The organism is Streptomyces sp. NPDC059668, assembly GCF_042734135.1.
Classification (GTDB): Bacteria; Actinomycetota; Actinomycetes; order Streptomycetales; family Streptomycetaceae; genus Streptomyces.
The window spans coordinates 38,252-62,413 of record NZ_JBHWEL010000032.1; the positions used below are offsets into that span (position 1 = coordinate 38,252).

The 24,162-nt window shown below is 72.4% G+C and carries 18 protein-coding genes; 13 read left to right on the forward strand and 5 right to left on the reverse strand.

Annotated features, from left to right (window positions below; genetic code table 11):
- Nucleotides 1-281 precede the first annotated feature (281 nt).
- Both ACFV2J_RS22980 and ACFV2J_RS22985 read right to left on the reverse strand, forming a co-directional pair.
- A complete protein-coding gene (locus tag ACFV2J_RS22980; protein ID WP_385081736.1) occupies nt 282-899 on the reverse strand; it encodes a hemerythrin domain-containing protein in 618 nt (205 codons plus the stop codon).
- Nucleotides 896-2,509 carry an MFS transporter gene (locus ACFV2J_RS22985; RefSeq protein WP_385081735.1) on the reverse strand — a complete coding sequence of 538 codons (1,614 nt, stop codon included), beginning with the start codon at nt 2,507-2,509 and terminating at the stop codon, nt 896-898. The genes ACFV2J_RS22980 and ACFV2J_RS22985 overlap by 4 nt, the downstream gene beginning before the upstream one ends.
- A 184-nt stretch (nt 2,510-2,693) precedes the next feature.
- On the opposite strand from ACFV2J_RS22985, the gene sigJ reads away from it, so the two are divergent.
- The gene (gene sigJ, locus ACFV2J_RS22990) at nt 2,694-3,629 is read left to right on the forward strand and encodes an RNA polymerase sigma factor SigJ (protein ID WP_385081734.1); all 936 of its coding nucleotides are present in this window, start codon (nt 2,694-2,696) and stop codon (nt 3,627-3,629) included.
- Nucleotides 3,626-5,173, forward strand: a complete 1,548-nt coding sequence (locus tag ACFV2J_RS22995; protein WP_385081733.1) for a cytochrome bc complex cytochrome b subunit — start codon at nt 3,626-3,628, stop codon at nt 5,171-5,173. Before sigJ ends, ACFV2J_RS22995 begins: the two co-directional genes overlap by 4 nt.
- On the opposite strand, the gene ACFV2J_RS23000 is transcribed toward ACFV2J_RS22995, so the two are convergent.
- A complete protein-coding gene (locus ACFV2J_RS23000) occupies nt 5,084-8,182 on the reverse strand; it encodes a glycoside hydrolase family 2 TIM barrel-domain containing protein (protein WP_385440303.1) in 3,099 nt (1,032 codons plus the stop codon). The two genes, ACFV2J_RS22995 and ACFV2J_RS23000, sit on opposite strands and share 90 nt — an antisense overlap.
- Before the next feature lie 250 nt (nt 8,183-8,432).
- Between ACFV2J_RS23000 and ACFV2J_RS23005 the strand changes: the two genes are divergently transcribed.
- From ACFV2J_RS23005 to ACFV2J_RS23015, 3 genes are all read left to right on the forward strand, one after another.
- Entirely contained in the window at nt 8,433-10,817 is a 2,385-nt protein-coding gene (locus tag ACFV2J_RS23005; protein WP_385081731.1) for a SpoIIE family protein phosphatase, read from the forward strand.
- A 151-nt stretch (nt 10,818-10,968) separates the two neighbouring features.
- A complete protein-coding gene (locus ACFV2J_RS23010) occupies nt 10,969-12,225 on the forward strand; it encodes an arsenic transporter (protein ID WP_385440339.1) in 1,257 nt (418 codons plus the stop codon).
- Nucleotides 12,226-12,241: 16 nt separating this feature from the next.
- Nucleotides 12,242-12,733 (forward strand): universal stress protein, encoded by a 492-nt coding sequence (locus tag ACFV2J_RS23015; RefSeq protein WP_385081730.1) that lies wholly within the window; start codon nt 12,242-12,244, stop codon nt 12,731-12,733.
- Between the two features lie 164 nt (nt 12,734-12,897).
- Here ACFV2J_RS23015 and ACFV2J_RS23020 read toward each other — a convergent pair whose 3' ends face one another.
- Complete coding sequence (locus ACFV2J_RS23020; protein WP_385081729.1) at nt 12,898-13,788, reverse strand: helix-turn-helix domain-containing protein; 891 nt, start codon at nt 13,786-13,788, stop codon at nt 12,898-12,900.
- A 64-nt stretch (nt 13,789-13,852) separates the two neighbouring features.
- On the opposite strand from ACFV2J_RS23020, the gene ACFV2J_RS23025 reads away from it, so the two are divergent.
- Nucleotides 13,853-14,674: a phytanoyl-CoA dioxygenase family protein gene (locus tag ACFV2J_RS23025; RefSeq protein ID WP_385081728.1), complete on the forward strand. Its 822-nt coding sequence runs from the start codon at nt 13,853-13,855 to the stop codon at nt 14,672-14,674.
- A 2-nt stretch (nt 14,675-14,676) separates the two neighbouring features.
- On the opposite strand, the gene ACFV2J_RS23030 is transcribed toward ACFV2J_RS23025, so the two are convergent.
- A complete protein-coding gene (locus tag ACFV2J_RS23030; RefSeq protein ID WP_385081727.1) occupies nt 14,677-15,627 on the reverse strand; it encodes an alpha/beta fold hydrolase in 951 nt (316 codons plus the stop codon).
- Nucleotides 15,628-15,918: 291 nt separating this feature from the next.
- Between ACFV2J_RS23030 and ACFV2J_RS23035 the strand changes: the two genes are divergently transcribed.
- The 7 genes from ACFV2J_RS23035 to ACFV2J_RS23065 all read left to right on the forward strand — a co-directional run bounded on the left by ACFV2J_RS23035 (nt 15,919) and on the right by ACFV2J_RS23065 (nt 24,131).
- On the forward strand, nt 15,919-16,773 hold the full coding sequence (locus ACFV2J_RS23035; RefSeq protein WP_385081726.1) for an endo alpha-1,4 polygalactosaminidase: 855 nt from the start codon (nt 15,919-15,921) through the stop codon (nt 16,771-16,773).
- Between the two features lie 8 nt (nt 16,774-16,781).
- Nucleotides 16,782-18,080 carry an ABC transporter substrate-binding protein gene (locus ACFV2J_RS23040; RefSeq protein ID WP_385081724.1) on the forward strand — a complete coding sequence of 433 codons (1,299 nt, stop codon included), beginning with the start codon at nt 16,782-16,784 and terminating at the stop codon, nt 18,078-18,080.
- A gap of 124 nt (nt 18,081-18,204) precedes the next feature.
- Nucleotides 18,205-19,167 (forward strand): carbohydrate ABC transporter permease, encoded by a 963-nt coding sequence (locus tag ACFV2J_RS23045; RefSeq protein WP_385081723.1) that lies wholly within the window; start codon nt 18,205-18,207, stop codon nt 19,165-19,167.
- Nucleotides 19,164-19,982 carry a carbohydrate ABC transporter permease gene (locus ACFV2J_RS23050; RefSeq protein WP_168531607.1) on the forward strand — a complete coding sequence of 273 codons (819 nt, stop codon included), beginning with the start codon at nt 19,164-19,166 and terminating at the stop codon, nt 19,980-19,982. Before ACFV2J_RS23045 ends, ACFV2J_RS23050 begins: the two co-directional genes overlap by 4 nt.
- On the forward strand, nt 19,979-20,986 hold the full coding sequence (locus ACFV2J_RS23055) for a carbohydrate kinase family protein (protein WP_385440312.1): 1,008 nt from the start codon (nt 19,979-19,981) through the stop codon (nt 20,984-20,986). The genes ACFV2J_RS23050 and ACFV2J_RS23055 overlap by 4 nt, the downstream gene beginning before the upstream one ends.
- Nucleotides 20,986-22,305, forward strand: coding sequence for an alpha-glucosidase/alpha-galactosidase (locus tag ACFV2J_RS23060; protein WP_385081739.1), 1,320 nt, complete (start codon nt 20,986-20,988; stop codon nt 22,303-22,305). Before ACFV2J_RS23055 ends, ACFV2J_RS23060 begins: the two co-directional genes overlap by 1 nt.
- A 125-nt stretch (nt 22,306-22,430) precedes the next feature.
- Nucleotides 22,431-24,131, forward strand: a complete 1,701-nt coding sequence (locus ACFV2J_RS23065; RefSeq protein WP_385081720.1) for a glycosyltransferase family 39 protein — start codon at nt 22,431-22,433, stop codon at nt 24,129-24,131.
- Nucleotides 24,132-24,162 lie beyond the last annotated feature (31 nt).

Sequence of the window (24,162 nt, forward strand, 5' to 3'; positions counted from 1 at the left end):
GGTCAATTGCTTCGACAACTCGCCCCGCTCGCACCGGCTTTCGATATTTCATCGCGCCCCGTGTGAACCGCGCGCTCGCGCCGGAGCCCGTCACACGCTCCCGGCGCACGCGACCCGATGGTCCACTGGAACCCGGCCCTTCTCGGAGGCCCCGCGCGGGACGGCGGCTCTCCCGCGCGAAACCGGCCGCCGGCCCCGATCCTCCCGCCCTCGGCCGGCGGCCCCGGGACGCACGCCGGGCGGCCGGACGGAGCCGAGGCCCCGCCCGGGTGTTCTCGGGTTCAGGCCCTCCACAACCCGCGCCTGCGGTAACCCCCTTCCCAGAACAGCCGGTTGAGGACCCGCACGGGCGGCGGCAGCGCGCCGAGGAACCGGGCCCGGTCGGCGGCCGGGGCACCGTCGACGATCCACGGCACGAAGAGCGCGGCCCCGCGCAGCCCCTGTGCCTGGCGGATCTTCCCGGTGAAGGCGCCCCAGTCCGCCGGCGTCAGTACCTCCTGGACGAGCGGAAGGGCGCTGTCCTCCTCGTGCGTGAGGTGGTCGTCGAGTGCCGCCGCCAACGCGTGCACACACGCGGGGAGTTCGGCCGACCGGTCGCGCAGCGCGGTGTCGACGGCCGTCAGCAGCGCATGGAGGCCGGCGTGCTCCGCCTCCATGGCGGCCAGCAGGGCGACGTCCCTGGGCCGCCCCGCGACCCCGCGCTCCACGCGCGGCCACAGATCGCTGTCCTCGGCGGTGTGGTGGAGGTGCAGCTGGTGCCTGAAGTTGTCCCAGCCCGCGCGGACCCGAGGAGAGGACGCGGTGCCGTCCTTCGCGGCCTCCGCGAGGCGCTCCAGGTCGCGCCGGAAGGCCTCGTGGGCCGCGTACATCACGGTGAGATCGATGGTGTCGGTGGTCATGAGGCCGCTTCCTCCAGTTCGGGTTCGTACACGGGCAGGGCGTGCGGGTTGGCCGACGGCCCCCGGTGACGGCGTACGGCGAGACAGGCCAGCGCGCCGCTCAGCAGAACGGCCGCGGCGACCAGGACGGCGGGTCCCATCGCGTGCACGAACCCGTGGCCGAAGACCTGGCCGCCGAGTTCACGCATCCGGTCCGCGACGTCGCGCGGGACGCCGGCCGGCACCCGCGCCGACTGCCCCGCGTTCACGTCGGCCTCCCCCTTGGAGAAGGCGCCGAGGAAACCGTCGCGGTACGCGGCCGGCAGCCGGCCGGCGCGCTCCCGGGCCTGGTCGGGGAGCGCGGACGCCAGCCGGGCCTGGAGCACGGCGCCGACGACGGCACCCGCGAGCACCGAACCGACCTGTCGGAGCGCGTTGTTGAGGCCGGACGCGGCTCCGGAGAGCCTCGCGGGCACGTTGCGCATGACCTCGGTGGCCATCGGCGCGAAGGTGAACCCCGCCCCCAGGCCCGCGAGCAGCAGCGGAAAGGCGACCGCCGTCCAGCTCGACCCCACGTCCACCGCGGCCACGATCCACACCAGGGCCGCGGCCCAGGCCAGCAGCCCGGTCATCAGGATGAACTTGCCGCCGACCTTGTCCGCGAGGACTCCGGCGGGTCCCGCCGTCACGAACGAGCCGATCGCGAGGGGCAGCAGGACGAGCCCGGACTTGAGGGCGCTGAAGCCCAGTACGGACTGAAGGTAGATCGTCAGCGGCAGGAACATCCCGATCACACCGAAGGACACCGTGACACCGACGAAGTTGATGAGGGTGAAGTTGCGGTCCCTGAAGAGCGAGAACGGGACGAGCGGGTCGTCGCCCTGCCGGCCGCGCTCATGGCCGAGGAACCCGGCGAAGAGCAGCGCCGCGGCGCCGAACAGGGCCAGGATCCAGCCGTTCCAGTCGTAGCGCTGTCCCTCGGTCAGCCCGAAGGCCAAGCAGAACAGGGCACTTGAGGCGAGCAGGACGCCGGGGGTGTCGAAGCGGTGGCGGACCGTGCCGCGCGAGGCCGGGATGATCGCCACGGCGAGCACCAGCACCAGCGCCCCCAGCGGCAGGTTCACGAAGAAGATCCACCGCCAGTCCAGGTGGGTGATCAGCGCGCCGCCGATGATCGGGCCGAGCGCGCCGGAGATGCCCGCGACCGCGCCCCAGACGCCCATCGCGGCACCGCGCCGGTCGGCCGGGAACACCTCCGCGATGATCGACAGGGTCTGTGGCATGAGCAGCGCGGCGCCCAGGCCCTGGACCGCCCGGAACGCGATCAGTTGGGCCGGGTCCCGTGCCAGTCCGCAGGCGAGGCTGGCGAGGGTGAACAGGGCGACGCCGGACAGGAAGAGGGCGCGTTTGCCGCGCAGGTCGCCGAGCCGGCCCGCGGTGATGAGCAGCACGGCCAGGGCGAGCGTGTAGGCGTTGACGACCCAGAGGATCTCGTCCAGGGAGGCGTCGAGGTCCTGCCCCATGTCGGGGATCGCGATGTTGACGATGGTCAGGTCGAGCAGGGTCATGAAGAAGCCCAGGGAGAGCGTGATGAGGATCGCCCAGGGATTGCCGTGCCATTTCTTGAACACGATGTCTGTCTCCTAGTGCCGAGTTGGGTGCCGGGCGGTGCCGGGCATCGGACTCACGTTCAAGAGGGCGGGGCGCGGGGACCGCGTGACGCCGTGAGACGTACGTCACTTTCCGGCCTCCTCATGTCACATTCGGACCCCCTCCGGGGCTCGCAGTGGTGAGCGCACCCAGGGGAGGAATGGCATGTCCGAGAGGACCGAGAGCGCCACGCAGGTCTTCGTCGACCAGCGCGAGCTGCTCTTCGCGATCGTCTACAACATCCTCGGCAGCGTCGCCGACACCGAGGACGTCCTCCAGGAGACCTGGCTGTCGTGGACGGGCCGAGCCCGGCGTGCGCCGCTGGAGGCGATCACCAACCCGCGCGCCTATCTCGTGCGGATCGCCGTGAACCACGCCCTCGCCCGCCGCGCCGCGATCACCCGGCGCCGCGAGACGTACGTGGGGCCCTGGCTCCCGGAGCCGCTGCTCGACGAGGCCGCCCCCGGCGACTCGGCCGACCGCACCCTGCGCACCGAGTCGGTGTCGCTGGCGATGCTCGTGGTCCTCGAGTCACTGACCCCGCTGGAGCGGGCGGTCTTCGTCCTCAACGAGGTGTTCGGCTATGCCCACACCGAGATCGCGGAGGTCATCGACCGCAGTCCGGCGGCGGTGCGCCAGCTCGCGCACCGGGCGCGGGAGCACGTGCACGCCCGCCGCCCGCTCTACCGGGCCCATCCCCGTGTCCGCCGCCAGGCGACCGAGCGTTTCGTCGAGGCGGCGCTCGGCGGGGACATCGCCGCGCTGATGGAGATCCTCGCGCCGGACGTGACCGTGTGGACGGACGGCGGCGGCAAGGCGCCGGCGGGGCTGCGACCGGTGCACGGCCGGGACAAGGCGGCCCGGCTCTTCGCGGGTTACGCGGCCCGGCGCGGCAGCGGCCTCGACATCCGCTACCGCCGGGTCAACGGCGACGACTCCGCGGTGCTCTTCGCGGGCGAGTCGCCGTACGCCGTGATGGTCATGGACCTGACCCCGGACGGCGAGCAGGTGTCCGACGTGTACATCGTGACCAACCCCGAGAAGCTCGCGCGCGTACGGCGGGCCGAGGAGACCGACGAGACCGAGGAGGAGCACGCATGACGGACACCGTGACCACATCGGGGAGGACGTCCTCCGGTGAGCGTCTCGCCGACTGGTTCGACGGCCGCCTCGGCCTGCACACCCTCGGCAGGCGGTATCTGCGCAAAGTCTTCCCGGACCACTGGTCCTTCCTGCTCGGCGAGATCTGCCTGTACAGCTTCGTGGTGCTGGTCCTCACCGGGGTGTACCTGACGCTGTTCTTCCATCCGTCGATGAACGAGGTGACGTACCACGGCGGTTACGTCCCGCTGAACGGCATCCGCATGTCGGAGGCGTACGCGTCCACGCTCGACATCAGTTTCGACGTGCGCGGCGGGCTGCTCATCCGGCAGATCCATCACTGGGCCGCGCTGATCTTCCTGGCGGCGATGCTGACGCACATGATGCGGCACTTCTTCACGGGGTCGTTCCGCAAACCCCGCGAGGTGAACTGGGTGTTCGGCTGGACGCTGCTGCTCCTCGGCATGTTCGAGGGCCTGTTCGGCTACTCGCTGCCGGACGACCTGCTGTCCGGGACGGGGCTGCGGTTCGTGGACGGCGCACTGCTGTCGGTGCCGGTGGTCGGCACGTATCTGTCGTTCTTCCTGTTCGGCGGGGAGTTCCCCGGCCATGACATCGTGTCCCGCTTCTACTCCCTGCACGTCCTGCTGATCCCGGGGATCATGGCCGCGCTCGTCGTCGCGCATCTGATCCTCGTCGTGTACCACAAGCACACCCAGTTCGCGGGACCGGGAAAGACCGAACGCAACGTCGTGGGGACGCCGTTCCTGCCGGTGTACCTCGCGAAGGCGGGCGGCTTCCTCTTCCTGGTGTCCGGCGTCATCACGCTGGTCGCGGCGGTCGCGACCGTCAACCCGGTCTGGGCGTACGGCCCTTACCGCGCCGACCAGGTGTCGACGGGCGCCCAGCCGGACTGGTACCTGGGCTTCGCCGAGGGCCTGGTGCGTGTCATGCCGGGGTGGGAGATCCAGGTCGGGGGGCACACACTGGTCCTCGGTGTGCTCGTCCCCGTCGTGGTCTTCCCCCTGCTCCTGGTCGCCATCGGCGTCTACCCGTTCGTGGAGGCCCGGTTCACCCGGGACCGGCGCGAGCACCATCTCCTGGACCGCCCGCGCAACCGGCCGGTGCGTACGGCGATCGGGGCGGCGTGGATCAGTGTGTATCTGATCCTGCTCGCGGGCGGCGGCAACGACATCGTGGCGACCCGTCTGCATCTGTCCATCAACGCCGTGACCTGGGCCGTGCGGGTCTCCCTGTTCGTCGTCCCGGTCCTCGTCTTCACGGTGACCCGCCGCCTCTGTCTGGGGCTGCGGCAGCGGGACCGCGAGCTGGTGGCGCACGGCCGTGCGACCGGCGTGATCACCCGCCTGCCGCACGGCGAGTACGTCGAGGCGCACCGCCCGCTCGGCCCGGCCGAGCTCCACACGCTGACCGAGCACGAGCATCGCGATCGCTCAGACCACCGGGACCTCCAGCCTGCTGATGCGCAGCCCGCCGTCGGGGGCTCCGGGGTGCCCGCTGGTCAGGAGGATCCGCAGCCGTGACCCGCGGGCCCGGTCGAAGGTGATCACGGTCGGGGCGTCGGACGCGGTGGCCCAGTCGACGGCCGTTCCCCTCACCGGCACGTACCGCTCGCCGTCCCACACCGAGACCTCGGCCGAGGCGGGCAGGGCGTGCGTCGCGTCGACGGTGAAGGAGACCTCGACGCGGTCGACGGCACGGGGGCGCGCCCAGGTGACCGAGACCCAGTCCTCGGGGGGGGCTCCGCTGAAGGCCGGCAGCAGAGCCGTCGCCGACTTGACGAAGGCGTTGGACCAGCCGGTGGCCGGGTCACCGTCGAGCATGGCGGCGGGCAGGGAGTCCGGGCGCCCCGAGTAACCGGCGTCGGCGAACGGGTAGGCGGGGGCGCCGGGTCCCGGGTCGGGTGCGAAGCGGGGGGCCGGGGTGGTCGCCGTCGTGCGCGCCGTGGTGGCGGGCACGGAGACGGTGCCGCTCCGCAGGCCCTCGGAGCGGGCCGTCACCCGCAGTGTTCCCGGGCGCGTGCCGCTGCGGACGATGGCGAGTGCCTTGCCGTGGAAGGCGGTCCGGGTGCTCGCCTGATAGCGCTCGGCACTCTCCTCCCGGCCGTTGTCGAGACCGGCGAGCGAGCCTCCGTGGGTCTCGAACTCGATCAGGTGCTGGGCGTCGGGCACGACCACGTCCCGGGCGTCGACCACCTCCGCCGTCACGAAGACCAGTGAACGGCCGTCCGCGGGCGTGGACTTGCGGTCCGGGGTGAGGCGGACCCGGTGCGGTGGGCCGGCGGTGCGCAGCACGTCGGTGGCGACGGTTCGCCCGTCGCGGCGGGCCACCGCCTTCAGCTCCCCAGGTGCGTAGGGCACGTTCCAGGTGAGGTGGAGTCTGCCCGCGCTGCCGTTCGGGCTGGTGTAGCTGCCCGGGTAGGGGCCCGAGGTGAACGTCTTGTCGTCGCCGGTCGCCTCGGTGGTCTCCAGGTAGGTACGGCCGTCGACGGTTCGCTTCGTGTCGAACTTCCTTGTGCCGAGGGACTTTCCGTTGAGGAAGAGCTCCACGGTGTCGACGTTCGCGTACGCCCACACCTCGACCGTGTCGCCCAGGTCGTGGTTCCAGGTCATGGGCACCAGATGGACCATGGGCTCGCTCACCCACTGGCTCCGGAACAGGTGGTACATGTCCTTGGGGAAGCCCGCGGTGTCGACCGCGCCGAAGAACGACGCCTTGACCGGGAAGACGTCGTAGGGCGTGGGCTCGCCGATGTAGTCGATCCCCGACCAGAGGAACTGGCCCGCGAACCACTTCCGGTCCCGGTCCTTCTTGTGGCCGTACTCGCCGCTCATGGTCCAGGAGGCGAGGTTGTTGTCGTACGAGGAGGTCGCGCGCCGGCCCGGTGTGTGGTTCTCGCCGGTGTTGAGGTGCTGCGGCTCCTGGTAGGTGCCGCGGGTGGAGGTCTCGGAGGAGGACTCCGACTCGAAGAGGAAGAGACGGGGGTAGGCGGCGTGCAGCGCGTCCACCGACTGTGCGGTGTTGTAGTTGAGACCGAGCCCGTCCAGTTTGGCGAGCATGAGGTCGGCCGCGGAGCCCTTGGCGGGCACGCGCCGGTACTTGTCGGAGCCGATGACCAGGGGCCGGGTGTCGTCCGCGGCCCTGATGGCGCCGATGACACGGTCGGCCATGGCCAGTCCGGCGGTCGAGGTGGAGTCGGGGATCTCGTTGCCGATGGACCACAGGACCACGGCGGGCGAGTTGCGGGCCGCGAGGACCATCTCGGTGGCGTCCCTCTCGCACCACTCGTCGAAGAAGCGGCCGTAGTCGTACCTCGTCTTGCCGGTGCGCCAGCAGTCGAAGGCCTCCACCATCATCACGATGCCCAGCTCCTCGCAGACCTGGATCATCTGCGGAGAGGGCGGGTTGTGGGAGGTGCGGAAGGCGTTGACCCCCATCGACTTCATGACGGTCATCTGCCGGCGCACGGCGTCGACGCTGACGGCCGCGCCGAGGGCGCCCTGGTCGTGATGGAGGTCGACACCCTTGATCTTGGCGTGGGTGCCGTTGAGATGGAAACCCTCGTCCGGGTCGAAGCGGAACGAACGGATACCGAAGGACGTGCGGCAGGTGTCGACGGTCGTGCCGCCGACGCGCAGTTCGGTCTCCAGGGTGTAGCGGTGGCCCGGGGTCGCGAAGTCCCACAGCTTCGGTCGCTCGACGACGAGTTCATGGGTCTCGTCGGCGCGGTCGCCGACCGTCGCGGTGGTGGACGTGCGGGCCGCGGTCCGGCCGTCGGGGCCGACGACCGTCGAGATCACCTGGACCTCGGCCGCGGCGCCGGTCCGGTTGACCACGCTCGTGCGGGCGCGGACGACCGCCCGTCGCTCGGTGATGTCCGGGGTCGTGACGTGGGTGCCCCAGCGCTCGACGTGCACCGGTTCGGTGACCACGAGACGGGCGTCGCGGTAGATGCCACTGCCCGAGTACCAGCGGCTGCTGGGGAGTTGGTTCTGGACCTTGACCGCGATGACGTTGGCGGTGCTGCCGTCCGTGTGCAGCAGCTCGGTGAGATCGAGGGCGAACCCCGTGTATCCGTAGGGGTGTCGGCCGGCCTCGGTGCCGTTGCAGTAGACGTACGAGTCCATGTACACGCCGTCGAACTCCACCGATATCCGCTTGCCGGCGAGGGCGGGAGGCAGGGTGAAGGCGATGCGGTACCAGCCGAGGCCGCCCGGGAAGAACCCGGTGCCGCTGGTGGTGCCGTGCTCCGTGGTGGGGGTCTGCTCGATGCTCCAGTCGTGCGGGACGGCCACCTCGCGCCAGGCGGAGTCGTCGTAACCGGGCCGCGCGGCGCCCTCGTACGCCCCGGTCGGGTCGGTGATCCCGCCCGGGTCGACCAGGGCGAAGCGCCAGCCGTCGCGGAGTTCGACGGTGCTGCGGCCGGTCGCGTGCCCGGACGAGGCCGCCCGGGCGTCGGCGGCGCCCGCGAACGCCGCGGCCGTGGGTGCGGCGGTTCCTGCGATCAATACCGATCTTCGAGTGACTGTCAAGGCGGCTCTCCCTCATCAGGGCCCATAACTCATCACAACTGATCGTGAACAAACAGATTCTGACGGTCTGACACATGCGGACGTCAAGGGGCGGGCACCCACTTCCGCGCCGGGTGCCACATCGGCCGGAAGGCGCCCTGCCGATGCGCTCCCGGGCGGCCCGTGTGCGGGGTGCGCGACGCGCCCGCGCACTAGGCTGAGACCCCAGTGACGCGTGTTCACCGCGAGTACCGGCAAGGGAGTGGCGACGATGACCCCGCTCGACCCCCTCGACGAGGCGGCCACGGCGCGGGCGGTCATCGGCGCCGACGGCACCCTGCTCCAGTGGAGCGAGGGGGCCCGCCGTCTGCTGGGCCACGCTCCCGGAGAAGTCGAGGGCCGCCCCGCCTCCGGTCTCCTCGCCGACCGCTCTGAGCTGCCCGGCGGACCGGTCGGCAGCCGCTGGACCGGCACTCTCACCCTGCGCCACCGCGACGGACACCCACTCCCCGTATGGCTGCTCGCCCACCGCAGACGGTCGCCGGACGGCGGCCCGGACGGCTGGCTGGTGGTCACACCGCTGGACCCCCGGGACCGCCGGGAGCCGGGAGATCCGCTGACCACGGCGGTGCCGGTCCAGTCCCCGTGCCCCGTGGCGGTCTACGACCGGCGGCTGCGCCTGTTCGCGGTCAACGACGCCATGGCCGACGTCATCGGCCTCCCCGAAGCCCGCATCCGGGGCCTGCGCATCTCGGAGATCGGCGGCAAGGAGGAGAGCGAGCACCTGGAGAGCCATCTGCACGACGTCCTCGTCTCCGGAGTCGGACGCGACGTCGAGACGTATCTGCGAGCGGGCGGTGAGCACCGCGCGCACGCCTGGCTGGCCCGGATCGCCCCGCTGACCGACGCCGGCGGCAAGGTCGTGGGGGTGTGCCTGGCCGCGCACGACTTCAGCGAGCACTACCTCGCCCGGGAACGCCTGCAACTGGTCAACGAGGCCGGCGTACGCATCGGCACCTCCCTCGACGTCACCCGAACGGCCCAGGAACTCGCCGACGTCTGCGTACCCGTCCTGGCCGACTTCGTCAGCGTCGACCTGCTGGACCCCCCGGAACACGGGGGCGAACCCCCGCTCGGACCGCCGGCCACACCCGTCACCCTGCGCCGTGCCGCCCACCGGTCGGTGCAGCCCGGCTCGCCCGAGGCCGTGCTCAAGCCCGGGCAGCTGGACGTCTACCCCCTCACCTCGCCACAGGCCGACTCGCTGACGGCCGGCCGGACGATCGTGGCGCCCGACCACTCCGCCACCCTGTCGGAGTGGCTCTCCTGGGACGGGCTGCGGGCCGAACGCGCCGCGGAGTACGGCATCCACGCCACCATGTGCGTTCCGCTCACGGCCCGGGGCCAGACCCTCGGAGTCGCCGTCCTCACCCGATACCGGCGCCTGGACCCCTTCACCGCCGACGACGTGCTGCTCGCCGAGGAGGTGACGGCCAGGGCCGCCGTCTGCATCGACAACGCCCGGCGCTACTCCCGCGAACGCGAGACCGCGCTCTCCCTGCAACGCAGCCTGCTGCCCCGGACACTGCCGCGCACGGCCGCCCTGGAGGCCGCCTCCCGTTATCTGCCCGCCGCGCGGGCCGGGGTGGGCGGCGACTGGTTCGACGTGATCCCGCTGTCCGGGATGCGGGTGGCCGTGGTCGTCGGTGACGTCGTCGGCCACGGCGTCCAGGCCTCCGCGACCATGGGCCGGCTGCGCACCGCCGTCCGGACGCTCGCCGACATCGACCTCGCCCCGGACGAGTTGCTCACCCACCTGGACGACCTCGTCGTACGGCTGTCCGCCGAGGCGGGCTCCGAGGACACCACGGGCGAAGTCGGCGCGACCTGCCTCTACGCGGTGTACGACCCGGTCACACGGCGCTGCACGCTCGCGCGGGCCGGCCATCCACCGCCCGTCATGCTTCCGCCGGGCGGCCCGGCCCGGCAGATCGACCTTCCCGCGGGACCACCGCTGGGGCTGGGCGGGCTCCCCTTCGAGTCCGTCGAACTCGCCCTCCCCGAGGGCACGGTGCTCGCCCTCTACACCGACGGACTGGTGGAGAGCCGCGAACGCGACCCGGACATCGGCCGCGACCTGCTGTGCGACACCCTGGAGCGGTCGGCGGACTCGCTGGACGGGGCCTGCCTCGCCATCCTCCAGGCCCTGCTGCCCGCCGGCGGCGCCCCGGACGACGTGGCACTGCTGCTCGCCCGGACCCACGGCCTGCCGTCCTCCCAGGTGGCGACCTGGGACATTCCCGCCGACCCGGCCCTGGTCGCGCCGGTCCGCGGCCAGGTCGTGGAGCAGCTCGGCCGCTGGGAACTCAGCCGGGCGACCTTCACGGCCGAACTCGTGGTGAGCGAGCTGGTGACCAACGCGATCCGGTACGGCGATGCGCCCATCAGGCTGCGGCTCATCCACGACGCGGACACGTTGATCTGCGAGGTCTCCGACAGCAGCCACACCGCGCCGCATCTGCGCCGGGCCAGGACCTTCGACGAGGGCGGGCGCGGGCTGCTGCTGGTCGCCCAGCTCACCCAGCGCTGGGGCAGCAGGCACACGACCGACGGAAAGACGATCTGGGCGGAACTCGGCCTGCACTCGGACATCTGAACGGCCCAGGAGGTCCGAACGGCCCCGGAGGTCCGACCCGCCGCCGGAGGCGCGACGCGCTTCCGGAGGTCTGACCGCGTCCCGTCGGGGCAGGTGGTGCGGCATCTGATGTGATGGACGGGCACCCGACCGTGCCCTGGAGGACCGAACCCTGAACACCCCGTTCGCCGAAACACTGTCCGTCGTGCTGCTCGCCGCCGTGCTCGTCTGCGCGGTGGTGCGGCCGTTCGGCTGGCCCGAGGCGGTCGTCGCGGTCCCGGCCGCCCTGCTGGTGATGGCCACCGGCGCGATCTCGTGGGCGCACGCCCGCGAGGAGGCCGCGCACCTGGGGCCGGTGATCGGCTTCCTGGCGGCCGTACTGGTCCTCGCCCGGTTCTGCGACGACGAGGGCCTCTTCCACGCGTGCGGCGCGTGGATGGCGCGCTGGGCCGCGGGGCGGCCCCGGCGCCTGCTCACCGCCGTCTTCGCGCTCGCCTCCGCGATCACCGCGGTGCTCAGCCTCGACGCCACCATCGTGCTGCTCACGCCCGTCGTCTTCGCCACCGCGGCGCGGATGGGCGCCCGCCCCAAACCGCACGTCTACGCCTGCACGCACCTGTCGAACACGGCCTCGCTGCTGCTCCCCGTCTCCAACCTCACCAACCTGCTGGCGTTCACCGCGAGCGGGCTGAGCTTCACCCGGTTCGCCGCGCTCATGGTCCTTCCGTGGCTGGTCGCGATCGGCGCCGAGTACGTGGTCTTCCGGCGCTTCTTCGCCCGCGACCTGGCCGCCGCCGCTCCGCAGCCCACCCGCGACGAGCCGCCGGAGCTCCCGCTGTTCGCGCTGGTCACGGTCGGCTGCACGCTGGCCGGTTTCGTCGTCGCCTCCGCGGTCGGGATCGATCCGGCGTGGTCGGCGGCGGCCGGGGCGCTGGTGCTCGCCGTCCGGGCGATGGTGCGCGGGCGCGCCACCGTGCTCACCGTGGTCCGGGCCACCGCTCCGGCCTTCCTGGCCTTCGTCCTCGCCCTGGGCGTCGTCGTCCGCGCGGTGGTCGACAACGGACTCTCCGACGCCCTCGGCCGGATCCTGCCGGACGGCAGCGGGCTGCCCGCGCTGCTCGGGATCGCGGCGCTCGCCGCCGTCCTGGCCAATCTGATCAACAACCTGCCCGCGGTCCTGGTGCTGCTGCCGCTCGCCGCCACGTCCGGCTCCGGCGCGGTGCTGGCCGTCCTGCTCGGCGTCAACATCGGCCCCAACCTCACCTACGCCGGTTCCCTGGCGACCCTGCTGTGGCGGCGTATCGTCCACGAGCACGAACACGGCGTGGACCTCAAGGAGTTCACCCGGCTCGGCCTGATCGCCGTGCCGGCCGCGCTGGTCCCCGCCGTACTGGCACTGTGGACCTCGCTCCACGTCATCGGAGGCTGAACGGAGGACGCTGCCCATGCGGGTGATCGCCTGGCTCGTCGAAGGGACCTGGCCGGCTTGTGTGGACGCGGTGCGCGAGCACGCGCCACGGGCGACGGAGACCGTGCTGCTGCACGTCAGCGAGCCGGGGGTGCCCGGTCTGGCGCACGGCGCCTTCGCCGGGCTGCTCGGCCGGGGGCACCGGGAGCGCGACCCCGAGGTGCTGCTGGAGGATCTCGGCGCCTCGTCCGCCGTACGGCTGCTCGACGCGGCGGCCGAGCGTCTGGGCCGTCCCTGCGAGCGTCTGGAGCGCGCCGGCCGTGCCGAGCGGGAGGTGGTCGCCGCGGCCGACGGCGCCGATCTGCTCGTGCTCGCCCGCGACGGCGACCGGGCCCGGCTGGGCCCGCACAGTCTGGGGCCGGCCGGACGCTTCGTCGTCGACCACGCGCCCTGTCCGGTGCTGCTGGTCTGGCCGGAGTCGGCACCGGACGTCACGACCCTGCCGCCGCCTCCCCCGCACCACCCGTAGGGCGTTGCGGGGGTGCCGTCACCCGCCCGGAGGACGGGCCCCGCGGCGTCCGGTACGTACTCCCCGCGTGGCCGGCGCGAGCCCGCGCGCCGGACGTGCCCGGGCCTTCGCCCGGTACGGCGAGCGGGCGTGCCGGGCGCCGTAAGGCAGGCGGGACTCACGCTTCAGCGGGTCTCGCGCCGGTACGCCCCCGGCGGGGTTCCGTAGCGCTGCCGGAAGGACCGTTGGAAGTGGGGAGCGCTGGTGAATCCGGAGACCTCGGCCACCCGTTCCACCGGGAGCCCGGTGGCCTCCAGAAGCCGGGCCGCGTGCAGCAGCCGTGCCTCCCGCAGCGCCCGCATGGGAGAGCGGCCGAGCTGCTCGGTGAAGAGGTGCGCGAACCGCGACGGCGAGAGTGCGACCGCCCCGGCCAGCGAGCGGACGGTGTGCGCGGCGCCCGGGTCCGCGGCGATCAGCGCCTCCGCCCGCAGCACCCGGGCGTCCACCCCGGGCCGGCCGCGCTCCGCCGGGGCGGCGCCGAGCAGCACGATCTCCTCCAGGGAGCACAGGGCCAGTTCCCTGGCCGCGGTGCCGTGCGCCACCGCGACCGCGCCGTCGGCCGGTTCCGTCCCGCCGGGCGGCTCGCCGTCCCCCGTCCAGCGTGCGTCGGCGAACATCCGCCGGAACGCCGACGCGATACGTTCCCGGCTCCGCGCGGGCCGCACGGCGTACACCCCGTCGTCGAGGGCGTACGGCCGCAGCCACCGGTCCCAGGAGGGCCTGGCCCGGCAGTGCGTCCACCAGAACGCCCAGTGGCCGGCGCCCGGTTCGACGCCGTAGCGGTGCGGTACGCCGGGGCCCAGGACCACCAGGTCGCCCGCGCCGGCCGTCGTCCGGGTCGCGCCCTGCCGGAGGCTCCCGCGGCCGGCCGTGGTCCAGGTGAACAGCCAGCTGTCGCTGCCGTCGGGCCGGTGGACGCGGTATCCCGGCCGCTGGTCGTAGCGCCCGATGGTCACCAGGCCCGGCGGCGGGGACGGGACAGCAGGCTCGGACAGGACGTCAGCACGCACAGGCATCCTCCCGGAAGGCTCGTCGGCCTAGCGTGGGGCACCTCGTCCCCCGAGCGGAAGGGACGGTCGGATGACGGTCACGGACAGGAACGGGCGACGGCCGTTCGGGTGGGAGCGGGCGTTCGCGGAGAACGGCTTCGCGGTGGTCCGCGGGCTGTTCACCGGCGCCGAGATCGACGCGTTGTGCGCGGAGTTCGCCGCGCTGCACGCCGCCGGGCCGGTACCGGGACACTTCGAGCCGCGCGCGACGAGGACCGGCGGGCCGGCCGATCCGCTGCACGGCCATCCCCGGGTGATGCACCCGCACCGCATCAGCGCGCTGTCCCGGCGCACGCTGCTCAATCCCCGGCTGCGGGAGATCCTCGAAGCCCTGCTCGGCGAGGAGGTCCTGGCCGCGCAGAGCATGTTCTACTTCAAGCCGCCCGGTGCCCGCGGCCAGGCGCTGCACCAGGACAACTTCTATCTGCGGGTCGAGCCGGGCACCTGCGTGGCCGCCTGGATCGCGTGCGACACGATCGACCGGGACAACGGCGGGCTCGAGGTCGTGCCGGGCACCCACCGCGGGGAGATCCTCTGTCCCGAAGAGGCGGACGAGGAGCTGTCCTTCGTCCGCGAGTACGTGCCGCCGCCACCCGGTCTGGTGGCCGTGCCCGTCGACATGGCACCGGGTGACGTGCTGTTCTTCAACGGCAGCCTGGTGCACGGCTCCGGCCCCAACCGCAGCGCCGACCGCTTCCGCCGCTGCTTCATCGGTCACTACGTCGGGCGGTCCACGGCCCGCATCGGGGGCCACTACCGCACCCTGACCATGGACGGCGAGCCGGTCGCCCTGCCCGAGAGCGAGGGGGCCGGCCCGTGCGGCGACGAGTTCGCCGCCACGTCCCCCCACTGACGTCACTCCCCCGGTTCGGGCAGCGCGTACCGACGCGGGACCGAGGGGGATCCGCGGAACGCTTCGGCGGCGAAGGCGAGGACCGCGCCGGCCACCGCGCCGGGGTTCTCGAGGAGCATCGCGTGCGTGCCGTCGATCCCGACGACGCGTACGTGGGCGCGGAGTTCGGCCAGCGCGGCGAGGTCCCGGGCGAGCCCCTTCCCGTAGGCAGTCATCAGGTCGTCGAACCACTCCTTGCCCGCTACCGGGGGCCCGGGACGCAGCGCGCGCCCGAGCAGCAGCGGGCGGTCCAACCGCGCGAAGAGGCCGAACAGGTCGAGCGAGTCGATCTCCGCCAGCATCTCGAGCGCGTGCTCCCGGCGCGGCCTCAACTCCAGCTGCCCGTCCGGGGTGTGGCCCACGGAGCGCAGCAGTGCCGTCTCCAGCAGCTCGTACGGGACGCCGAGTTGACCGGACAGGACGCGCTGCTGGGCGAGCAGTGTCTGCAGACCGTCGACGGGCAGCGGGCCGCCCGGCAGCGCGGCCGCCGCCGACTCCCTGATCTGGACGAGCCGTTCGGCGACACGGGCGGGGTCGAGGTCCACGTACTGGTCGGGGCGGCCCCACCCGTATCCGTCCAGGTTCACCGCGCCGGGCGTGACCGCCGGGTGGTCCAGCGCGTACCGCACCGCGATCATCCCGCCGAGGGAGTGTCCGACCGGGAGCGCGCCGGGAAGGCCGTACTCCTCCAGGACCCCTTCGATGTCCTCGGTCACCCTGGACAGGCTCCAGGTCCCGGAGGGCGAGAGACCGTGTCCGCGCAGGTCGACGGCGAGCACCCGGTGACAGGACGTCAGGAGAGGGGCCACGGCGGCCCAGTCGGCCAGCGTGCGGCCGGCTCCGTGCAGCAGGAGCAGCGGCGGGCCGTCGCCCCCGTGGTCGTGGACGGCCAGTGCGATACGGTCTCCGGTCATGTCGTGACAATAGGGCCCGGGTCCGCGCTCCCGGAGGACATCGCGTGTCGGCGGGCGCCTCGCGGCCCTGCCGCGGGGCAGCGGCCTTGACGCGGGGCGGCGGCCCCACCGTGGGGCAGCGGCCTTGACGCGGGCGGCGTCCAAGCGCTTTGATCCTGACGTGCCGAGGCGTGCAGCCGGGCACCCAGAGGTGCGCCCAGCCGGTAACGGACACGGTTCAAGTCCGGCCAAAGTCGCCAGGATCGCGGGAGCGTCCGAGGCGGGGTCGTACTCGCGATTGATGGAGCGGACATGCCCGTCAAACGTGTTCTCCGCGTCGCCGGTCCGGGGGCGGCCGCTGCCCTGGTGGCGCTCGTGGCACTGGTCAGCTGTGCTTCCGGCCCGGCGAAGAGTAAGCCGCCCCGGAAGCACGCGACCTCCGGACAGAGCCCGCGGGCCGTGCGGCTCCCCCCGCTCCACGCGGGTTTCGACTACCAGATCGGCGGCGCCTACCGGCCGCCGTCCGGTGTCCGCATCGTCAGCCGCGACCGTACGGCGACGCCCGCGCCCGGCCTCTACAACATCTGTTACGTCAACGCCTTCCAGGTCCAGCCGGGCGAGGAGCGGCGGTGGCCCGCCGACCTGCTGCTGCGGGACGCGGACGGCGGGGTGGTCGTCGACCGCGACTGGGACGAGGCGCTGCTCGACATCGGTACTCCGGACAAGCGCGAGCGGGTGGCCGCCCGGGTCGGCCGGTGGATCGACGGCTGCGCCGACCGGGGCTTCGACGCGGTGGAGCCGGACAACTACGACAGCTACACCCGTTCCCACCACCTGCTGAGCGCCGGTGACGCCACCGCGTTCATCACGCTGCTCTCCGACCGCGCGCACGCCCGCGGGCTCGCCATCGGGCAGAAGAACACCGCGGAGCTGGCCGGGCAGCGGGCACGGACCGGCCTCGACTTCGCGGTCGCGGAGGAGTGCGGCGAGTACGACGAGTGCGGCACGTACGCGAAGGCGTTCCACGACCGGGTCGTGGTCATCGAGTACACCGACAGCGGGCTGCGCAAGGCCCGCGCGCGGTACGGGAATCGGCTGAGCATCGTACGCCGGGACGTGGACGTCTCGACGCCGGGCAGCGCGGACTACGTCCGCCGGACGCGCTGACGGGGGGCATGATGACCTCCTCGATCGCGCGACGCCGGCTGCTCGCCGGCGCGGCCGCCGCCCCGTTCCTCGCCGCCTGTGGTGGTGGCGTCTCCGACGGCGTCGGCGCCGACGGCACCGTGACCGTCGAGCTGTGGCACGGGCAGAGCGACACGGGCAGGAAGGCCGTGGAGGCGCTCGTCGCCGAGTTCAACCGCACCCATCCGGGTATCCGCGTGGACAGCGCGGGCGGCGGTGTGCTGTCCGACGCGATGCTCCAGAAGGTGACGGCCGCGCTGGCCTCGGGCTCCTATCCCGACATCGCGTACATCTTCGGCTCGGACCTGGCCAGCATCGCGCGCAGTCCCCGTGTCGTCGACCTGACGTCGGCGCTGCACGCGGGTCCCACGCCGTGGCGGTCCCTCTGGACCCCGGTCCGGGAGGGGATCACCGTCAACGGCAGGGTGCGGGCCGCTCCGGCGCTGCTCGACTCCCTGGCCGTCGTCTACAACCGGAAGCTGTTCCGGCAGGCCGGGGTGGACTTCCCGCGGGCCGGCTGGACCTGGGACGAGTTCACCGACACGGCACGGAGACTGACCGCGCAGAGCCGCGGGGTCTTCGGTACGGGCTGGCCCGGGACCGGCGACGAGGACACGGTGTGGCGGCTGTGGCCGATGGTCTGGGACCTGGGCGGGGACGTGGTGGCCGCCGACGGCAGGCACATCGGCTTCGCCGACCAGGGGGTACGGGCTCTGGAGACCCTCGCGAGGCTGAGCCGTGACAAGAGCGTGTACGTCGATCCGAAGCCCGGCGGCGAGCAGATGTACCAGGTCTTCATGGCCGGCCGGATGGCCATGGTGGGGACCGGCCCCTGGCAGCTCCCGGACATCATCGGCGCCGGCGTCGACTACGGCGTCGTGCCGCTGCCGACCTACAGCGGCCGGCCGGTCACCATCTCGGGCCCGGACACCTGGACGGTGTTCGACAACGGCTCGGCCCGTTCACGGGCGGCCGTCGAGTTCGTGCGCTGGATGATGCGGCCCGCCCAGGACGCCCGCTGGGACCTCTCGGCGGGCAGCCTTCCGCTCAGCTCGGCCACCGCCGCCCGGCCTGAGTGGCGGCGGCACTCCCAACGGACCAGGGGCCTCGACGTGTTCACCGAGGCGCTGGGCTCCGCCCGGGTGCGTCCCGTCCACGCGGCCTATCCGCAGATCTCCCAGGCACTCGGCGAGGCGATCGTCTCCGTGCTGCTCGGCAAGGACTCCCCCGCAGGCGCCCTGCGCCGGTGCGCGGAACGGTCCGACGCCGCCCTGCTCATCCCCCGTTGACCCGGCCGGGCACCCCAGAACGTCCGGCATCCACCGACGCGTTCCGACGCGTCCTCCGCGTTCCGTCGTCCAGGTCCAGGTGAATCCCGGGCTCTCAGGTGACTTCCAGGTGAGGGAGGCCGTCTTGTCCACTCTGCCCCGCGCCATCACGCTCGCCCCGCAGGCCGCGGTGCCCCCGGCCGTCGCACGGCGCGCCGCCCGCCGTCGCGCCCGCCGTGAGACGGCCACCGCCTGGGGGTTCATCGGCCCCGCGGTCGTCGTGATCCTCGGCCTCGGCATCGTCCCCGTCCTGTGGTCGCTGCTGCTGTCCTTCCGGGCCGACGACCTGGTCACGCCGGGCCGCTGGGTCGGCCTCGACAACTACCGGGCCCTGGCCGAGGACCCCGCCTTCCACACGGCCGTGAGCAACACCCTGCTGTACACGGCCCTTTACGTGCCGCTCAGTCTGGTCGGAGGCCTCGCGCTCGCCCTGGCCCTGAACCGGCGTCTGAGATTTGTCGGCCTGTACCGGACGCTCGTCTTCATCCCGTTCGTGGTGTCGGCCACGGCCCAGGGCGTGCTGTTCTCGTTCATCCTCGACCCGGAGTTCGGGGTCGCCAACTCGCTGCTGCACCAGCTCGGCATCTCACCGCAGGGCTTCCTGTCCGACCCCGACCAGGCGATCTACCTGCTGGTCCTCATCTCGCTGTGGAGCGGCGTCGGCTTCTGCGTCGTCGTCTATCTGGCCGCGCTCCAGGACGTGCCGCCCGAACTCGTCGAGTCCGCCCGCATCGACGGGGCGGGCCGCACGCTGATCCTGCGTCACATCGTGCTGCCGACCCTCACGCCGGTCACCGTGTTCCTGTTCCTGTGGCAGGTGATCACGGCGCTCCAGGTCTTCGACCTGATCTACGTGACGACCAAGGGCGGCCCCCTCGGCTCGACCACGGTCGTCGTCTACTTCGTCTGGCAGCAGGCCTTCCAGACGTTCACGGCCGGGTACGGGGCCGCAGCGGCGTACGTGCTGGCGGCGGCCCTGATGGTGGTCGGCGCGGCGTTGCGGGTCGCACGGCGCCGCCAGAACCGTACGGAAGGAGCGGTCCGATGAGGACGCCGAAGGTGAGCGGCTGGCATCTGCTGCTGGCGCCGCTGGCGCTGTGCTTCGCGCTGCCGCTGGTGTGGCTGGTGCTCAGTTCCGTGATGACGAACGCGGAGATCAACCGGTTCCCGCCCGCGCTGTGGCCGAAGGGAATCGACCTCGGCGGGTACCGGTACGTGCTCGGAAACGCGCTGTTCCCGCGCTGGTTCGCCAACTCCTTCCTGGTCGCCTCGGTCGCGGTGGGATCGAATCTGCTGTTCGGGGCGCTGGGCGGCTACGCGTTCGCGCGGATGCGGTTCGCCGGGTCGCGGCTGCTGCTCGGGCTGATGCTGGCGACCATGGTGATCCCGTTCCAGCTCACCATGATCCCCACCTTCCTGGTGATGAAGGAACTGGGACTGATCGACACGCTCGGCGCGCTGATCGTGCCGTCGCTGGTCACCCCGTTCGCGGTGTTCCTGTTCCGGCAGTTCTTCCTCTCGCTGCCGCGGGAGATGGAGGAGGCCGCCTGGATCGACGGGTGTTCGCGGTTGCGGGTCCTCTTCTCGATCGTGCTGCCGCTGGCCCGGCCCGCGCTGGCCACCGTCGCGGTGCTGACGTTCCTGTCGACCTGGAACGACCTGTCGTGGCCGCTGATCGCGCTCAACCACGACACCCGGTACACGCTCCAGTTGGGGCTGACCACCTTCCAGGGACAGCACCACACCCGGTGGTCGGCGGTGATGGCGGGGAACGTGATCACCGTGCTGCCGGTCCTGGTGGCGTTCCTGCTGGCGCAGAAGACGTTCGTGCAGTCGCTCACGTCGAGCGGTTTGAAGGGGTGACGGCGGTGCGGGCTTTCGATCTCGTGGTGATCGGCGACGCGAATCCGGACGTGGTGGCCGGTCCGCTCGCCGCGCCACTCGCCTACGGACAGCGTGAACAACTCGTCCCGCACGCCGGGCTGGTGCTCGGCGGATCCGCGGCGATCATGGCGTGCGGGGCGGCCCGGCTGGGGCTGCGGGTCGCCTTCGCGGGCCGAGTGGGCGCCGATCCCGCGGGCGTGTTCGTGCGCGACGCGCTGGCGGGACGGGGGGTCGACGTGAGTTTCCTGGTCACCGATCCCCAACTGGCCACGCCCCTCACGGTCGTGGTCACCACCGAGGACGGCGACCGGGCCATCCTCACCGCGCCGGGCTGTCTGACGGCGACCGGCGCCCAGGACGTCCCGGAGGAGTTGCTGGCAGCCGCCCGGCACGTGCACGCGGCGTCGTTCTTCCTGATGCCCCGTCTGGCGCGTTCCCTCGGAGCGGTGTTCGCGCGGGCCCGCGCCTCGGGGGCGACGACCTCGCTCGACACCAACGACGACCCGGCCGGCCGCTGGGACCGTGGCCTCCTCGATCCGGTCCTCGCGGTCACCGACATCCTGCTGCCGAACGCGGCCGAGGCACGCGCCCTCGGTCTGTATCCCGGCACGGGGGCCCGACCGTACCCCGGATCACCGCGCGACGGACTCGTGAACGGCGACGGGGCGTCCCCGCCCCTACGGCAGCCACCGACCGTCGTCGTCAAGGACGGCGGGAACGGCGCCCTCGCCCTGCGCGGGACACGACTGCTGCACGCGCCCGCGGTGCCCGTCGAACCCGTCGACACGGTGGGCGCCGGCGACAGCTTCGACGCCGGATTCGTCGCCGCGACCCTGCGTGGACTGGACCTCGCCTCGGCCCTGGCCACCGCCGTGGCCTGCGGCTCGCTCTCCACACGCGGTCACGGCGGAACGGCGGCGCAGCCCACGTGGGACGAGGCCCGCGCCGCCACCTCGGACAACTCGGAAAGAAGGATTCACTGATGTACGACGTCACCGCCGCGAAGATCGCCTTCATCGGGGCCGGGAGCGTGGTGTTCACCCAGGGGCTGCTCGCGGACCTGTTCGCCTTCCCCGAACTGGCCCGCGTCCGGATCGCGTTGCACGACATCGACCCGGAGCGGCTCGCGACGGCGGAGGGCGCGGCCCTGCGCATCGCCGCCGCCCGTGGGGCCAAGCCGGTGATCACCGCGCACCTGGACCGGCGGGCGGCCCTGGCCGACGCGGACTTCGTCATCAACATCATCCAGGTCGGCATGAACGAGGCGACGCGCGCCGACTTCGAGATCCCGGCCCGCCACGGCCTGCGCCAGACCATCGGTGACACGCTCGGCATCGGCGGCATCTTCCGCGCCCTGCGCACCTTCCCGGTCCTGCGCGCGCTGGCCGAGGACATGGCCGAACTGTGCCCGGACGCCATGCTGCTGAACTACACCAACCCCATGGCGATGAACGTCCTCTATCTCAGCCGCGTCGCCCCGGACCTGCGCGTGACGGGCCTGTGCCACTCGGTGCACTGGACGATGCACGACCTCGCCGCGCTGGTCGGCGTGCCGTTCGAGGAGGTGTCCTATCTGGCGGCCGGGGTCAACCACCAGGCCTGGGTGCTCCGCTTCGAACGCGCCGGCCAGGACCTCCACCCGCTGCTGGACGAGGCGATCGCCAGGGACCCCGGCCTGCTGCGCCGGGTCCGCGTCGACATGTACCGCAGGCTGGGCCACTACCCCACCGAGACCAGCGAGCACTCCTCGGAGTACGTGCCCTGGTATCTGCACCACGACAGCGAGATCGAACGCCTCAGGCTGCCGGTCGGCGCCTATCTGGAGATCATCGAGGAGAACACGGCGAGCTACGAGCGGACCCGCGACGCCCTGGCCAAGGACGCGCCGCTGCCTGTCGAAGGCACTTTGGAGTACGCCCCGCAGATCATCCACAGCACCCTGACCGACACCCCGCGCACGATCTACGGGAACGTGCCCAACCGCGGGCTGATCGACAACCTGCCCGCCGACTCCGTGGTCGAAGTCCCCTGCCTGACCGACGCGCTGGGCGTCCAGCCCACCCGCGTCGGCTCGCTTCCACCGCAGTGCGCGGCCCTCAACAGCGCCTATGTCGCCGTGAACGACCTGGTCGTACGAGCGGCCACCGACCACGATCCCCGCCACATCCGGCACGCGGCCATGGCCGACCCCGCCACGGCCGCGGCGCTGCCCGTCGAACGGATCTGGGACCTGTGCGACGACCTCGTACGCGCCCACGGCGCCCTGCTCCAGCCGGAACTGCGGGCCGAACTCGGCCACTGAACACCCGCCCGGCCGCCCTTCCGCCGCACCCGGACGGCCCGTGCGGCGCGCGGGCGCCGAAACCGGGCCGTGTCGGATGAGCGGCAGGCCCCCGGGCGGACGTATCAAGAGGTATGTCGACCTCCATGGCGGACAGACGGGAAAGCCGCCTGCCGACGAGCACCACCGAGCCGCCGCACCGCTACGCACGACTGCGGCGGCACCGGCGGTGGCTGCTCGCGCTCGCCGTGGCCGCCCTGCTCGCGCAGATGGCGGTGGCCATGGTCACGGCCGCCGCGCGGCAGACACCGACGATCGACGAGCCGGTGTACGTGGGCACCGCGGTGGTCTACACGCGCGAACACAGCCTGCGCTACAACCCGGAACACCCGCCGCTGGGCAAACTGATCATCGGTGCCGGGCTGGTGTTCGCCCACCCCCACCTCGATGCCCACGCGACCGACGACCAGACGGCGCTCGGACGGCGGTTGCTGTACGAGTCGGGCAACGATCCCTGGCAGGTGATGTTCTGGGCCCGGCTGCCGGTGATCGTGCTGACGCTGCTGTTCGGTCTGGTCGTCCTCGCGTTCGCCCGTGAACTGGTCGGTTCCGTGGGCGGGTTGGTGGCGCTCGCCCTGTACACGTTGTCTCCCGACGTGATCGCGAACGGCTCGCTGGCCACCCTCGACGTTCCGGCGGCGGGATTCGTGCTGACGTCGGCCTGGCTGGTGTGGCGGGCGCGGCGCGGGCGGCCGGTACCGCATCTGGCGCTCGCGGGGGTGGCCCTCGGCGCGGCGCTCGCCACCAAGATGAGCACCCTGCCGGCGGTCCCGGTGCTGTTGCTCCTGGCGGTGCTCTCCTTCCGGTCCTCCTGGCACGCGCGCCGCGCGCCCGGCCCCGGCCCGCACGCACGGCGGCGGCTCGTCGCGCTGAGCATGGCGGTGGCGGTCGGCGTGGCGGTGCTGGCCCTCGTCGTGGTGTGGGCCTGTTATCTCGTCGTCGACCCGCGACTGCGCTGGGCCACGCCCGCGGACGTCCCCGCCGTGCACGGTCTGCGCGGGCTCGCACTGCACTGGCTGCCCCTCCCCCGGCCGTACCGCGACGGGATGCGGGTCCAGTTCGGCTTCGAGAACGCGACGTGGAGCGGATTCCTCTTCGGCAGGGTGTACCGCGGTTCGCTCTGGTACTACCTGCCGGCCGCGCTGCTGGTGAAGACACCGCTCGGCATGCTCGTGCTCTGGCTGTCCGGCGCGGCCACGATGGCCGGCGTGCCCCGGCTGCGCGCCGCCGCCCCGTACGTCCTGCTGCCTCCGGCCGTGCTGCTCGCCGTCGCCATGACGGGATCCCGTGATCTGGGGGTGCGGTACGCCCTGTTCGTGCCGGTGTTCCTATCGGTCGCGGCGGCCGGGGTCCTCGCGCTGCGGCCCCGCCGGGCCCGTCTCGCCGCGGCGGTACTGGTGTTGTCCGTCGCCGTCAGCTCGTTGCGCGCGTTCCCGTACTACCTGCCGTACTCGAACGAGGCGTTCGGCGGACCGTCGATGACCCGTCTGCGGCTGCACGACTCGAACGTCGACTGGGGTCAGGACCTGGGACGGCTCGCGGACCGTCTGTCCGAGCGGTATCCGCACGAGCGGGTCTGGCTCGTCTACAAGGGCAGCGGCGTGCCCTCCGCCTACGGGATCGAGGCCGCCGATCCGCGCAAGGCGCCGCCGGGCGAGGTGCACGGTCTGCTCGCCGTCTCGGACTCCTCGGTCGCGAAGGCGGACGGCCGTCTGGCCGCGCTGCTCGACGGCAGTACGCCGGTGGACGACGTCGGCCACTCGATCACGATCTTCCGCAGACCGTAGGCGACGGGGCCGCCCGTCGCCCCGTCCGCCG

Coding starts and splice junctions, on each gene's coding strand:
- ACFV2J_RS23020 (WP_385081729.1), bottom strand. CDS start 13,788: ATGCCTGTGCGTGCTGACGTCCTGTCCGAGCCTGCTGTCCCGTCCCCG.
- ACFV2J_RS23035 (WP_385081726.1), top strand. CDS start 15,919: ATGCCCGTCAAACGTGTTCTCCGCGTCGCCGGTCCGGGGGCGGCCGCT.
- ACFV2J_RS23065 (WP_385081720.1), top strand. CDS start 22,431: ATGGCGGACAGACGGGAAAGCCGCCTGCCGACGAGCACCACCGAGCCG.
- ACFV2J_RS23005 (WP_385081731.1), top strand. CDS start 8,433: ATGACCCCGCTCGACCCCCTCGACGAGGCGGCCACGGCGCGGGCGGTC.
- ACFV2J_RS22980 (WP_385081736.1), bottom strand. CDS start 899: ATGACCACCGACACCATCGATCTCACCGTGATGTACGCGGCCCACGAG.
- ACFV2J_RS23025 (WP_385081728.1), top strand. CDS start 13,853: ATGACGGTCACGGACAGGAACGGGCGACGGCCGTTCGGGTGGGAGCGG.
- sigJ (WP_385081734.1), top strand. CDS start 2,694: ATGTCCGAGAGGACCGAGAGCGCCACGCAGGTCTTCGTCGACCAGCGC.
- ACFV2J_RS23015 (WP_385081730.1), top strand. CDS start 12,242: ATGCGGGTGATCGCCTGGCTCGTCGAAGGGACCTGGCCGGCTTGTGTG.
- ACFV2J_RS23040 (WP_385081724.1), top strand. CDS start 16,782: ATGATGACCTCCTCGATCGCGCGACGCCGGCTGCTCGCCGGCGCGGCC.
- ACFV2J_RS23050 (WP_168531607.1), top strand. CDS start 19,164: ATGAGGACGCCGAAGGTGAGCGGCTGGCATCTGCTGCTGGCGCCGCTG.
- ACFV2J_RS23060 (WP_385081739.1), top strand. CDS start 20,986: ATGTACGACGTCACCGCCGCGAAGATCGCCTTCATCGGGGCCGGGAGC.
- ACFV2J_RS22995 (WP_385081733.1), top strand. CDS start 3,626: ATGACGGACACCGTGACCACATCGGGGAGGACGTCCTCCGGTGAGCGT.
- ACFV2J_RS23030 (WP_385081727.1), bottom strand. CDS start 15,627: ATGACCGGAGACCGTATCGCACTGGCCGTCCACGACCACGGGGGCGAC.